Raw genomic sequence first — 12,284 nt, forward strand, 5'->3', positions numbered from 1 at the left:
ATGGCCAGCTGTTGTTAATAAAAGCGAGGAAGAACATGGAGCTTAAACGAATTTATATTGAACTCACAAACCGGTGTAATCTGGATTGTGAAATGTGTTTTCGGCATACCTGGGATACGGTTGAAGGGGATATGGATCTGGAATTGCTTAAATCCATTAGGGAGCAGATCAAAGCCTTCCCAACCGTTAAGGAAGTTTTTTTCGGTGGGATCGGGGAACCGACAGTCTATCCTTATTTTAAGGAAGCTGTTGAAATGTTTGCTGACTACGATCTGTTTATGACCAGCAACGGGATCATGTCTGAAGAAATGGCAAAACTGGTTTGCGAAAAATTTACCGAGGTTTATTTTTCGGCCGATCAATATCATGAAGACTCCCAGGGGGTTAAGGATCAGCTGATCAAAACCTTTGAAATCATATCCGATTATCATAAGCAGACCCATTCTCCCACTCCCAAAGTTGGGATTGCCTATGTGCTCACTAAAAGTAATTCGGAAGCCCTTTTTGATATTATGAAAATGATGCGGCACTATGGCTTTCACCGGTTGTCGCTGTCCCATCTGCTGCCGATTAATGAGAAAGATGCGGACGATGTTTTTTACAACCGCTATGAAAATCCCGAAGGCAAGGCCTATCTGGAAAAAATTTTTACCTACCGGGACATCAAGATCAATATTCCCGATATGGAGTTGAAAACCGAGCGGCGCTGCGCCTTTATCGACAAGGGCTATATCTATGTGGATGCCGGCGGCGAGGTGATGTCTTGTTATCGGCTGGCCAATAGTTATGATGAATATGTTTTTGGTGATAAAAAAAGAGTACTCAAACATTCTTTTGGCAACGTCAAAGAAAAACCCCTAAAAGCGATTATTGAAGGCAAGGATTATCAGAACTTCTGGAACACTGTCTATAACAATCAGTATCCTTCTTGTATTGACTGTGATCTCCGGGGTGGCTGCAGCCTGGTGGAAGATACCAAATATGACTGTTATTTCAATACTCCCTCCTGCTCTGACTGCCTATGGGTTCGGAATTTTATTCGTTGCCCCTGATGGTTAGCTGGTTGAGAATAGCATCAGTTCAAATCATAGTTTGTTGTGAAAAACACGGGCAGCAGACGCCCGAATAGTGTCATCAAAAAATACGCAAATAGAAGGCCTGAGCAACTCAGGCCTTCTATTTGCATTTAGCTTATCCGGATCCGATCAGGGTTCGGGGATATCAGTGATATCGGTGAGATTGCTGAGATCATCCATATTCATAGAAGAATAATCAGTGAACACAACGTTGGATGGTGGGGTAAACTGGCTGTCAGCAATGTCGCCGTCGGAAATATCGGTAACCACCGAACTCATGGTCAGGGTACCATTACTGAGAATCTCAGTTTTCAGCGGGACACCATATCTGGTTGAAAACCACATCCGCGTATCGATGGTGCCATTTTGCCCGTCATTTTCACTGGTTTCGATATAGATCACTTTTTCGCCATTCAGGGTTTCCACCCGGGCGACCACGTTTTCGGGAAAAACGTCGGCGATATCATCGATACTGGTGACCCCTTCATCCAGGTTCAGATCACCCAGATCGGTGGTCGTTTCCTGATCTTTAAAAGAAAAACCGGTGGTCTGGCCTTCGGTATATTGATAGGTCATCCCTTCAGCGGCATTGTAAATGGTAATCTGTTTGCCAACATCCGGCATTTCCATTTCCATCCGGAAGTTATCATTTTTGGTATAGGTGGTGGAGGTGGTATCGAAGCTGCCCGCGACAGAGGTTGTGGTGGTCATTTTGAGGGAATTCGGGTAACTGAAATTCAGGCTGCTCAACAGCGCCGCGCCGCTTAGATTTTCATCCAGAGTGGCAGATTTTTCGGCCCCGGTTTGGCTTTCATCAGATTTGTCCGAATCATTGCTGCCGCTGCAACCGGCAAGCATGAATACCGATAATACAACAAAAATCACAAGTAACCATTTAGTTTTTTTCATTTTGACTGACCTGTCCTTTCTTTCATTCCTGCAAGGGTTTGCCGTAAATTCCAAGAGTACAGTGGGGTCGTCTGTTGCGAGCCCTGAATTTGTTTTTTCTATCTTAATGTGTACCCCAGGAAGAAGGGGATAATCACAGAAAAAATAAAAATCGCAGCAAACAAGGAACCATCAATTTAATGAAATTCTAAATATTATTTAGTTATAATGGCAAACATGGAGTCACACTGCTTAGCGGTGACGACAGCAGAAAAATAACGTAAAAAAGGAATGACTATGTTTATCATTGATCTATTTGTTAAAAGCGGTCTGGAAACTCTTTATTTTACCGGGGCCATCATCCTCGCCGGCTTGCTTCTGGGTGTGCTGGAAACCCAGTCCAACCGTAATTTTCAGAAAAGTTTGGGCCGAAACGCCATCATGGTGACTGGGGTGATCGGCACCCCCATTCACGAGCTCAGCCACGCCCTGACTGCTCTGATCTTTGGCCATAAAATTACCGACATCAAATTGTTTCAGCGGCCCGATCGCGATGGGGTGATGGGTTACGTGAATCATGCTTATAACGCTAAAAACATTTACCATCAGGTGGGAAATTTCTTTATTGGCATTGCTCCGATTTTTGGTGGGCTGCTGGTGATTATGGCCCTGATGGGGCTGCTGATGCCCCAGGTGCTGGAAAGCTTCATGGCTGTGTTGACCCAGGCCATGGCAGTGGAAACACTGAGCATGGCCTCATTTAACGGAATATTCACCGCTTATCTGGAACTCCTGAAGCTAATTTTTGCCTGGGATAATTTCCGGAACATCAGCTTTTATCTGTTTTTGTTTCTGGCTATTTGTATTTCCTCCCATATTTCCTTGAGTCCGGCAGACATCAAAGGCGCCTTCAAAGGTCTGATCTTCATCTTTCTGATCCTGCTGATCCTCAATGCCATCGGTCTGTCCCAGTCCATTCTGACTGTTGATGTGCTGAAATACAATATTCTGATGACCTCATTTTTAATGATTGCCGTCATTTTTTCACTGATTACCTATGTCATCAGCCTGATTGGCAGAATCTTTGCTCACTAAATTTACCGTTAACCAAAAAACCATCCGTTTCATCAGTGGATGGTTTTTTAGTTAACAGGATGATAAAAAAGCGATATTTACTCCCAATAGTCTTTGTAATTTGGCGGTTGCTCGCATATAATACCAGTATGAGACGATAACAATCGAAGGGACTAATGCCAATTTAGAGTTGCATAAAGATCCCAGGAAACAATAATCTGGGTTTGGTGGCATCAGTCCAAAGCCAACCAGGCCCTGGCAGTTCTAAACGCAATTGCATAAGAAATGGAGAGAATCGATGAATAATAAGGTTAAAAAAATCGGAATTTTAACAGGCGGCGGCGATTGTCCCGGTCTGAATGCTGTGATCCGGGCGGTGACCAAAGCCGCCATTGCCAACTACGGTTACGAGGTGATTGGCTACAAGTTCGGGTACCGGGGGCTGTACAACAACGACTTTATCAAACTGGACGCCCATAGTGTTTCGGGAATCCTCCACAAAGGGGGGACCATCCTTTACAGCTCAAACAAAGATAACCTCTTTGACTATCAGGTGGAAGAAAATGGCCAGTGCGTTAAAAAGGATGTCTCGGATGTGGCCGTGGCCAACATGAAAAAAGAAGGCGTGGATGTGCTGGTGGTGCTGGGCGGCGACGGTACCCTGACCAGCGCCAGAGATTTTGCCCGCAAAGGGGTCAATGTCATCGGGGTACCCAAAACCATCGATAATGACCTGTCCAAAACCGATGTCACCTTTGGCTTTAATTCGGCGGTGGATGTGGTCGTGGATGCGCTGGACAAACTCCATACCACGGCTGAATCCCACCATCGGATTATGATTCTCGAAGTGATGGGCCGAAACGCCGGCTGGATTGCCCTGCACGCCGGGATTGCCGGTTCTGCCGACGTTATTTTGATTCCGGAAATTCCCTTTTCGCTAGATGCCATTGTCGCAAAGATGAATGAGCGCAGCCAGCGGGGTCTGCCCTTCAGCATTATTGTGGTATCCGAAGGCGCCATGGAAAAGGGCGGCGAGCTGACGGTTTCGAAAATCGTTAGCGATTCCCCGGATCCGGTCCGGCTTGGGGGCATCGGCAATAAGCTGGCCCTGGCCCTGGAAGGCAGAATTTCCGATCATGAAATCAGAAATACGGTATTGGGTCATCTTCAGCGGGGTGGGATTACCTCGGCTTATGACCGGCTTTTATCAACCCGTTATGGGGTGGCGGCGGTGGAACTGATTGCCCAGGGCAAGTTTGGAAGTATGGTGGCACTCCAGGATGGCAAGATGACCGATGCCCCGCTGGAAGCGGTGATCGGTAAAAATAAACAGGTGGATGTCGATTCCGAACTGATCCAGGTAGCCAAAAGTCTGGGTGTTTCCTTCGGTGAATAGCACCGCGATTTCCATCTGAATGCCTTCACTTTATCGTGTTTCCAGTTTTAAAAAAATGGCCAGTCAGAAAAATTTTTCTGGCTGGCCATTTAAGGAAGTTATTGTGATTAAACCAAAAGTGGATAAGGGTTAAAAAAAGGATTGATTTTCCTCTATTCCGGGGTAACTTCAGGGGATTTGTCACTGGCTTCTTCAAGTTCGCCTTCGAGGATCACATCGTCATCGTCTACGAAAATTTCCGAAAGCACTTCAAAAAAGAAACCTTTGGCAGAGGCCAGGGATTCATTATAGGCGAACATTGCCAGTTTGTGGTAATCGACAAAGCCATCTTCATCAGCATAAGGTTTCAGACGTTGAAGAAAAAATTCTTCGGTGATGGCATCTTCAAAATTTTCCTGGACCGTGTTAAAGACTGTAATTAGTTCACTTTTCTTCATAGTTATTACCTTCTTCGGCGTTATTTCAGCCGCATCGGGCTGATAAATTAATTATAGGAGTGGGGCGTAAAATAAACAAGGTTTATTTACAAAACCAACACGTAATTTAGATGAATGGTTTTAAAAAGAATGGATTTTTTGATCTCTTTTATAGTATACTGATAATAAATTAGAATGGTTTGAATTTGTAATAGCATCGAAAGGAAGTGTAGAAGTAAATGGAATTTTTATTAGCGTTTCCGCCGGTTTTGCTGGCCTTATTTGCCGGACTGTTTACCTGGCTTGTCACCGCCCTGGGGGCATCATTGGTATTCTTTTTTAAGGAAATTAACATCAAGGTGTTAAATGCTATGCTAGGTTTTGCCGCCGGGGTCATGATCGCCGCCAGCTTCTGGTCGCTGCTAGCCCCCGCCATCGAGATGGCCGAAGGCGGCGAAATGCCGGCTTATGTGATAGTATCCCTGGGTTTTCTGGGTGGGGGCTTTTTTTTATGGCTGGTGGATAAGATTCTCCCCCATGTTCATCAGGGCACCAATCATCGGGAGGGGATCAAAACCTCCTGGCAACGGAGTGTGCTGCTGGTTCTAGCAATCACCTTCCATAATATTCCCGAAGGTTTAGCGGTGGGAGTCGCCTTTGGCGGACTGGCTTCCGGTTCCCCAGCGATGACCCTGGCCGGGGCCGTATCTCTGGCAGTGGGAATCGGGCTTCAGAATTTTCCCGAAGGGGCGGCGGTGTCGATCCCGCTGCGACGGGAAAACATGAGCCGACGCAAGGCCTTTTTCATTGGTCAGTTTTCCGGGATGGTAGAGCCTGTTGCAGCGGTGCTTGGGGCCGCTGCGGTGGTCTTTATTGCGCCGATGCTGCCCTTTGCGCTGGCATTTGCTGCCGGGGCCATGATTTATGTAGTCGCGGAAGAACTGATTCCCGAAGCCCGATTGGGTCATGAAGGGGATATTGCCACCATCGGCGTGATGTTCGGTTTTACCCTGATGATGATTCTCGATGTTGCCCTGGGATAAAAAAAATAAGGATGTCTCCTCGAGACATCCTTTAACTTATTGGATATGGGTGGACATGCTTTCAGCAAAGAGGGCGATGCCGCCAAAAATCATGTAAACTCCGGCAATGATGCCGAAACCCAGAAGCATGACAAAGGGGTTGAAAATCAGGAAAATAGATAAAAATATGTTGATGATTCCTGAAGCTAACAGCCAACCGGTTCCGGTCGCACCCTGCTTTTTCATCACCGAGGAAGCGGCAATCTGGTTCATTCCGGTCGACAGGGCAATGAAAGCGAGCATAAACGCCAAGGTGCTGGCCCGGGACAATGGATCTGAGAAGATCAGCAGAACCCCCAGTAAGACAGCCATGATACCGGAAGTCAGACTCCAGCCATTTTTGATTTCGCTTTTGGCAAAAACAATGATGTGAAAAACACCGTAAATTATCAGACCGGCAATAAAAAACCACATAATCATTTGAGCTGCAAACATTGGCGCAAAAAAGATCAGACTGCCGAGGATGACCATTATGATGGCAACAACAATCCCCAAGGTTTTGGACATTTTTAGAAAATCATTCATCTTTTGTTCCTTTCAAAAATAAATTTCAGGGTAATTTAGATCAAGTATATTTTATAATATTTCAAAAAAATTATCAAGCTAATTATAAGAAATGTAGAATTTTGAGAATGATCAAAAAATAAATAGGAAATTTAGGTTCTTGAAAAGATATTAAATGGCAATAAAAATAAAAGGAGAGAAAAAATGTTAATGATTGGACCCCACCTGTCAATCGCTGGTGGATTTAAAAAAGCTGGTGAAGAAGCGGTAAAAATTGAAGCCAATACCTTTCAATTTTTTACCCGCAACCCCCGTGGCGGAAAGGCCAAAGCCCTTGACCCCAAAGATGTAGCCGGACTCCGGCAGATTATCGATACGCAGGGGTTTGGGCCGCTGTTGGCCCATGCCCCCTATACCCTTAATATGTGTTCGGCCAAACCGGAAACCCGGGAATTTGCCCGGATGGTTTTTAAAGAAGACCTGTTACGGTTGGAGGAACTGCCCTGTGAACTCTATAATTTTCATCCCGGTAGTCACACCGGCCAGGGGGTGGAAAAGGGCATTGCCGGGATTGTCCAGATTCTCAACGAAGAAATGTGGGCCGAACAGAAAGCCACGGTGGTGCTGGAAACCATGTCCGGAAAAGGAACCGAAATTGGCAGATGTTTTGAAGAATTGAAAATGATCATTGATCAGGTGGCGTTGCCTGATAAAATGGGGGTTTGTCTGGATACTTGTCATGTTTATTCTGCGGGATATGATGTGGTGGAAAATCTGGATGGGGTGTTGGCAGAATTTGATCGGATCATTGGCCTGGATTACTTGAAATGCCTGCATTTAAACGACAGTATGATGCCCTTTAACTGCAATAAAGACCGCCATCAAAAAATTGGCTTGGGGACGCTGGGAATTGAAACGTTTAAGCAGATTGTGACCCATCCGCAGTTGAAAGACTTGCCTTTTTTTCTGGAAACGCCCCAGGAAGATCCCCTGGCTTATCAAAAAGAAATTGAATTACTCCGTTCTTTTTGAACAACCCGAAATTGTATATCGTAATAAAAAAAAGCAGCGATGGCGCACCCATCGCTGCTTTTTTTATGCCGTATTTAAACACAAGACAAATTCCTAAATCAATAACGATAGCACATAGCCCAACAGCATATCTTCATTGACATCCCAGGGATCTGCCATAATGGCCGCATCTTCTTCAGTTAATTCCGGATGGCGGGCGGCATAGCTTTCAAAGTAGTCCAGATATTCAGATTTGATGGTTTCCATAAAACACCTCGCTAATATTTTCCGTGATCGATTACATACTGATGAACCGCCTGGAGTTTTTCCAGATCCAGGCCTTTACCCCGCAGAATGGATTTGCCGGTGGTAAAAATATAGCCGCCTCCGGGAGCCCCTTCCGCGATCATTTTTTTGGCAATATCAATGCATTGTTCAGTGGAGTGGGATTTCAGGGCCTCAATGGGATAGTTGCCCATGATGCACATGGTCTTGCCCACCTTTTCCTTAATTGTCTTCATTTCGCCGTATTCAAAAATGCCTACCACATTGGGGTTCAGGCTGCCCAGATAATCGTATAATTTGGACCAGTTGCCTTCAATAAACAAGGCCACCGTGTAGCCCATACCGGTAAGGGTGTTGACCAGTCGGGAAAAGGTTGGCCAGTAAAAACGTTCAAACTGTTTGGGGTTTAAAAATGACGGCATATGCAGAGGCATAAAGATGGCCGGGATTTTTTTGGGTGGCCCGGTATAGCTGGTAACCCCCCACCGCAGCAGCAGCGGAAACAGCGCCTCGCAGGCCTGCTCGACCAGCTCGGGACAGCGATGCATATCCACTGAGATCCCCATAAAACTGCGGAGCTGATCGGCCAGAAAATCAAAAGGGGCTTCAATCATATTATCAGAAATAATCGGGACTCCCACCGAGGCACTGCAGTGGACGTCAATTTCCTGAAGGATTCGGGAATTGCGCATATAACTGAGTGCGCCTTTGGCCAGGTTAAGTCCGCCCAACCCGCCGGGCTGATCAAAAGCCTTGTATTGCCGGGGCAGGACCTTATCCACCAGGGTCTTGAAGGGATCCTTAATCAGTTCTTCATACTCGCTGGCTAGCATGCCGCAAACCTCAGGATGCTGCATAAAGCCATCCTTATTAGGAACAAAATTCTGGGATCCGATGGCCGTATACAGCCCCGGACATCGTAAAAAGGCTGAAGTAGCGGCATCTACCTTCATGTCCTGATAATAAATGGGCAGACATTCTCTGACAATCTCCAGATCCCAGGTGGCCGATTTGAGGTGACGGCCGCAATAATCCACAGCCACCTCGGGGCCGTTTAAGGCAAAAATTGGGATCCGGTCTGGTTTTTCCAGATTAACTGCTTTTTCAATACGGATCAATCGCTCATCCAATAATCTTTTGGCATCACTCATTTATATTGACCTTTATCCTTTAATATAGAAATCATTTTAAATATTACATATGTTCAAATTATCATTATTCTTGACAATTGTCAATATTTATTGAGTCTAAAATGGTGCTTGAAAATAGTGCTTGATTCCGGAAAAAGAATGTGCTATCATGATGTTAATATGTGAGCAAGTGTTCACATATTAAGGAGAAGCGATGGATAAAGTTTTGAAAAACGATCATACCGAAGAAACCTTATTTGAGGTGGCCGAATTTTTTAAGGTGCTGGGCGATCCCACCCGAATAAAAATTGTTTCTGCACTGTTTGAAAATGGTGAGTTGTGTGTGAATGATATTGTCAATCTGGTGGATGTCAGCCGAACGGCGGTGTCCCATCAACTACGGATCTTGAAAGATAAACGGATCATCAGTTACCGAAAAGAAGGTCAAATGAAATTTTATCACCTGGACGATGCCCATGTGGAAGTGATTGTCCTATTGACGATCACCCATTTAAGTCATCACTAGGTGTAGCGAAAAGAGGTTATCAGCATGAAAGTATTTTTAGAAGGACTCAACTGTGCCAATTGTGCCGGGAAAATTGAAAAACTGGTTGGCAAAATGCCGAATGTCAGAGCGGCTAGTCTGTCCCTGGCCACTGGGTCACTGGTGATTGACGAAGGGGAGGGATTTGCTCAGGAAGAAACCTATGATGCGATCGTCAAACTGGTTCATTCCCTGGAACCCCATGTGGTCGTTTCGAAAAACCGGAAACGATCGGCTGCAGCAGAACCCTGCGGTTGTGAAGGTCATTCGGATGATGATCATGCGGCCCTGGCGCCCCATGAACACGGGCAGGCCCTGGGAGATATGGATAAACGGCAGAAGCTTGAGCTGATTACGGCGATTGGATTATTTATGCTGGGTTTTGTTTTCCAGGCATTGCTTCCGGCCAATCTGGAAGTGATCACCATTGGCGTTTTCCTGGGCGCTTATTTACTGGCTGGGTATCGGGTTATTTTACTGGCTTTTCGAAATATTGGTCAGGGTCAAATCTTTGACGAAAATTTCCTGATGACCATCGCCACCTTTGGCGCTCTGGTCTTAACCGAATGGCCGGAAGCTGCGGGAGTCATGATCTTTTTTGGGATCGGTGAATATTTCCAGGATCGGGCCGTCGACAATGCCCGCCGCTCGATTGCCGAAACCATCAGTTTCAATGCCATCACCGCCAATCGGGTTGGCCCCGAAGGCGAGGTTGTTATTGATGCCAAACTGGTTAAGGTGGGCGATGTGCTGGTGATCAAACCCGGCGAAAAAATCCCTGCCGATGGGGTCATCCTGCAAGGGCTTTCCCATTTGGACACCTCTCCGCTGACCGGGGAATCTTATCCCCGCAAAGTTGAAAAGGGGGATGAAATCCTCAGTGGGATGATTAACGGCAATGCGGTGCTGAAGGTGCTGGTTACCAAAGACTATGAAAACTCTACCGCCATGAAAATTATGCATCTGATTGAAGAAGCCAGCGATAAAAAAGGCAAAACTGAGAAGTTCATCACCAAGTTTTCGCATTACTATACCCCTATTGTGGTATTTTCAGCCATTGCCATGGCCATTATTCCGCCGCTGCTGATTCCCGGGGCGTCTTGGGAAACCTGGTTTTACCAGAGTCTGATCTTCCTGGTGGTCTCCTGCCCCTGTGCCCTGGTGTTATCGATACCGATCAGTTATTTCGGCGGTATTGGCCGGGCTTCCAAGGAAGGGGTGCTGATTAAAGGCGGAAATTATCTGGATGTTCTTTATCAGAGTAATGTCTTTGTTTTTGACAAAACCGGTACCCTGACCCAGGGTGAATTCAAGGTCATCAAAACCGTACCAGCAACCGGGTTTAGCGAAGTCGAGCTGTTAGCAGCGGCGGCTGCCGGGGAACACTATTCCAACCATCCCATTGGTAAGGCGATCACCGCTTATGCCCGGCAGGATGTGGACGAAAACCGGTTGAAAAATTACGCCGAAATTCCCGGCAAAGGAACCCGGGTCGAAGTTGACGACCAGGTGATTCTAGCCGGAAATAAGAGTTTGCTGCAGGATCATCAGATTGGGGTGGCCGAAAATAACGAAGCGGGCACGATTGTGTATCTCGCCATCGATAATCAACTGGCCGGATACCTGGTGCTGGGGGACATGGTTAAAGAAAGTGCCTTCGCTGCCCTGCAACAGTTAAAGAAACTGGGGGTCAGAAAAACAGTGATGCTCAGCGGCGATAATTCACAGGTCGCCAACCAGATCGGTAAGCAGCTGCAGCTGGATGAAGTGCGGGGGGATTGCTTGCCCCAGGATAAGGTGGCTGCCTTTGAAAAAATAAAGCTGGATAATAAGGATGGAAAAACGATCTTTGTCGGCGACGGCATGAATGATGCCCCGGTGCTGGCCATGGCCGATGCCGGCATCGCCATGGGCGCTCTGGGTTCAGATGCGGCCATTGAGGCTGCCGATATCATTCTGATGAAAGATGACCCCATGGACATTGTCAAATCAGTGGATATTGCCAAGTATACCCGACGGATCATGATTCAGAATATTGTTCTGGCATTGGGGATAAAGATCACGGTCCTGACCATGACCTTCTTTGGCATGGGTGAAATGTATCTGGCGATTTTTGCCGACGTCGGCGCCGCTATTTTGACTATCCTAAATACCACCCGGATCCTGCGCTACCGGGGCTTCTGGCAGAAAAGAAGGTAATTAAGCATTTTATATAATAATATAAACAGAGCGGTAAAATTTCACGAAATTTTACCGCTCTGAATTTTTTGCGCTCATTTTAATCAGGGTTACAGATCTAATCGTTCAATAGTATCGCCAATTTTGACGAGACCACCGTTAATGACGGCGGTAAAGACGACTTCGTGTGCCAGCGGACAGATTTGCTGGCTATCGGTAATCTCACAGCCAAAGCACTTTTTGCCAACTTGGGTAATTTTTTGGACCGTGTCGCCAATTTTCAACAGACTTCCGACCGGAAGTTTGTAGAGCTCGATATTTTCAGTAATGACATTTTCATTAAACCGTTTGGTGCACAATCCGGAGAGGTGCAGTTGTTCCATTTTTTGGATGCTTTCGATCCCGAAAAAACTTACCTGCCGCAGATCCTTGCCACCGTGGCGGTCACCTTCGATACCAAAATCTTTAATGAAAAAACCAGATGTCTCAAGGGGGACAGTCTGGCCCTTTTCAACGCTCTTATATAATTTAATAACGCAGCTCATCGTTTCGCTCCTTAACTAGTACAGCATTGCAAAAATGTCTGTGAATTAAATTGTTAATGGTACTCCTGCATAGGTCCATTTAAAAGGATGAGCCGTAAGGTTGTATTGTTCCACGAATTTTTGGATGCTTTTCATTAATTCTGCTATGGAAGAAT

At 46.1% G+C, this 12,284-nt stretch carries 13 protein-coding genes; 7 read left to right on the forward strand and 6 right to left on the reverse strand.

Going from position 1 to position 12,284, the window contains the following annotated elements; genetic code table 11:
* Window positions 1–35 precede the first annotated feature (35 nt).
* Window positions 36–1,052 (forward strand): radical SAM protein, encoded by a 1,017-nt coding sequence (locus Q7J41_RS07015; protein ID WP_304886552.1) that lies wholly within the window; start codon window positions 36–38, stop codon window positions 1,050–1,052.
* Between the two features lie 153 nt (window positions 1,053–1,205).
* On the opposite strand, the gene Q7J41_RS07020 is transcribed toward Q7J41_RS07015, so the two are convergent.
* Window positions 1,206–1,985, reverse strand: coding sequence for a hypothetical protein (locus Q7J41_RS07020; RefSeq protein ID WP_304886554.1), 780 nt, complete (start codon window positions 1,983–1,985; stop codon window positions 1,206–1,208).
* 276 nt (window positions 1,986–2,261) lie between these two features.
* Between Q7J41_RS07020 and Q7J41_RS07025 the strand changes: the two genes are divergently transcribed.
* Complete coding sequence (locus tag Q7J41_RS07025; RefSeq protein ID WP_304886556.1) at window positions 2,262–3,059, forward strand: hypothetical protein; 798 nt, start codon at window positions 2,262–2,264, stop codon at window positions 3,057–3,059.
* A 277-nt stretch (window positions 3,060–3,336) separates the two neighbouring features.
* Window positions 3,337–4,434, forward strand: coding sequence for a 6-phosphofructokinase (locus Q7J41_RS07030; RefSeq protein WP_304886558.1), 1,098 nt, complete (start codon window positions 3,337–3,339; stop codon window positions 4,432–4,434).
* A 152-nt stretch (window positions 4,435–4,586) separates the two neighbouring features.
* On the opposite strand, the gene Q7J41_RS07035 is transcribed toward Q7J41_RS07030, so the two are convergent.
* Window positions 4,587–4,871, reverse strand: a complete 285-nt coding sequence (locus Q7J41_RS07035; RefSeq protein WP_304886560.1) for a hypothetical protein — start codon at window positions 4,869–4,871, stop codon at window positions 4,587–4,589.
* A gap of 218 nt (window positions 4,872–5,089) precedes the next feature.
* Between Q7J41_RS07035 and Q7J41_RS07040 the strand changes: the two genes are divergently transcribed.
* Window positions 5,090–5,893: a ZIP family metal transporter gene (locus Q7J41_RS07040; RefSeq protein WP_304886562.1), complete on the forward strand. Its 804-nt coding sequence runs from the start codon at window positions 5,090–5,092 to the stop codon at window positions 5,891–5,893.
* A 36-nt stretch (window positions 5,894–5,929) separates the two neighbouring features.
* On the opposite strand, the gene Q7J41_RS07045 is transcribed toward Q7J41_RS07040, so the two are convergent.
* Window positions 5,930–6,457: an HdeD family acid-resistance protein gene (locus tag Q7J41_RS07045; protein ID WP_304886564.1), complete on the reverse strand. Its 528-nt coding sequence runs from the start codon at window positions 6,455–6,457 to the stop codon at window positions 5,930–5,932.
* Window positions 6,458–6,640: 183 nt separating this feature from the next.
* On the opposite strand from Q7J41_RS07045, the gene Q7J41_RS07050 reads away from it, so the two are divergent.
* Window positions 6,641–7,468 (forward strand): deoxyribonuclease IV, encoded by an 828-nt coding sequence (locus Q7J41_RS07050; RefSeq protein WP_304886565.1) that lies wholly within the window; start codon window positions 6,641–6,643, stop codon window positions 7,466–7,468.
* A gap of 93 nt (window positions 7,469–7,561) precedes the next feature.
* On the opposite strand, the gene Q7J41_RS07055 is transcribed toward Q7J41_RS07050, so the two are convergent.
* Complete coding sequence (locus tag Q7J41_RS07055; protein ID WP_304886567.1) at window positions 7,562–7,714, reverse strand: hypothetical protein; 153 nt, start codon at window positions 7,712–7,714, stop codon at window positions 7,562–7,564.
* An 11-nt stretch (window positions 7,715–7,725) separates the two neighbouring features.
* Window positions 7,726–8,883 carry a uroporphyrinogen decarboxylase family protein gene (locus Q7J41_RS07060; protein ID WP_304886569.1) on the reverse strand — a complete coding sequence of 386 codons (1,158 nt, stop codon included), beginning with the start codon at window positions 8,881–8,883 and terminating at the stop codon, window positions 7,726–7,728.
* Window positions 8,884–9,076: 193 nt separating this feature from the next.
* On the opposite strand from Q7J41_RS07060, the gene Q7J41_RS07065 reads away from it, so the two are divergent.
* Both Q7J41_RS07065 and Q7J41_RS07070 read left to right on the forward strand, forming a co-directional pair.
* Window positions 9,077–9,388 (forward strand): metalloregulator ArsR/SmtB family transcription factor, encoded by a 312-nt coding sequence (locus Q7J41_RS07065; RefSeq protein ID WP_304886570.1) that lies wholly within the window; start codon window positions 9,077–9,079, stop codon window positions 9,386–9,388.
* A gap of 24 nt (window positions 9,389–9,412) precedes the next feature.
* The gene (locus tag Q7J41_RS07070; protein WP_304886573.1) at window positions 9,413–11,605 is read left to right on the forward strand and encodes a heavy metal translocating P-type ATPase; all 2,193 of its coding nucleotides are present in this window, start codon (window positions 9,413–9,415) and stop codon (window positions 11,603–11,605) included.
* An 89-nt stretch (window positions 11,606–11,694) separates the two neighbouring features.
* Here Q7J41_RS07070 and Q7J41_RS07075 read toward each other — a convergent pair whose 3' ends face one another.
* Window positions 11,695–12,129 (reverse strand): MOSC domain-containing protein, encoded by a 435-nt coding sequence (locus tag Q7J41_RS07075; protein ID WP_304886575.1) that lies wholly within the window; start codon window positions 12,127–12,129, stop codon window positions 11,695–11,697.
* Window positions 12,130–12,284 lie beyond the last annotated feature (155 nt).

Origin of the sequence: Acetobacterium sp. (assembly GCF_030652775.1) — a bacterium.
In the GTDB taxonomy this organism is placed as follows: Bacteria; Bacillota; Clostridia; order Eubacteriales; family Eubacteriaceae; genus Acetobacterium.

Coding starts and splice junctions, on each gene's coding strand:
- Q7J41_RS07015 (WP_304886552.1), top strand. CDS start 36: ATGGAGCTTAAACGAATTTATATTGAACTCACAAACCGGTGTAATCTG.
- Q7J41_RS07020 (WP_304886554.1), bottom strand. CDS start 1,985: ATGAAAAAAACTAAATGGTTACTTGTGATTTTTGTTGTATTATCGGTA.
- Q7J41_RS07025 (WP_304886556.1), top strand. CDS start 2,262: ATGTTTATCATTGATCTATTTGTTAAAAGCGGTCTGGAAACTCTTTAT.
- Q7J41_RS07030 (WP_304886558.1), top strand. CDS start 3,337: ATGAATAATAAGGTTAAAAAAATCGGAATTTTAACAGGCGGCGGCGAT.
- Q7J41_RS07035 (WP_304886560.1), bottom strand. CDS start 4,871: ATGAAGAAAAGTGAACTAATTACAGTCTTTAACACGGTCCAGGAAAAT.
- Q7J41_RS07040 (WP_304886562.1), top strand. CDS start 5,090: ATGGAATTTTTATTAGCGTTTCCGCCGGTTTTGCTGGCCTTATTTGCC.
- Q7J41_RS07045 (WP_304886564.1), bottom strand. CDS start 6,457: ATGAATGATTTTCTAAAAATGTCCAAAACCTTGGGGATTGTTGTTGCC.
- Q7J41_RS07050 (WP_304886565.1), top strand. CDS start 6,641: ATGTTAATGATTGGACCCCACCTGTCAATCGCTGGTGGATTTAAAAAA.
- Q7J41_RS07055 (WP_304886567.1), bottom strand. CDS start 7,714: ATGGAAACCATCAAATCTGAATATCTGGACTACTTTGAAAGCTATGCC.
- Q7J41_RS07060 (WP_304886569.1), bottom strand. CDS start 8,883: ATGAGTGATGCCAAAAGATTATTGGATGAGCGATTGATCCGTATTGAA.
- Q7J41_RS07065 (WP_304886570.1), top strand. CDS start 9,077: ATGGATAAAGTTTTGAAAAACGATCATACCGAAGAAACCTTATTTGAG.
- Q7J41_RS07070 (WP_304886573.1), top strand. CDS start 9,413: ATGAAAGTATTTTTAGAAGGACTCAACTGTGCCAATTGTGCCGGGAAA.
- Q7J41_RS07075 (WP_304886575.1), bottom strand. CDS start 12,129: ATGAGCTGCGTTATTAAATTATATAAGAGCGTTGAAAAGGGCCAGACT.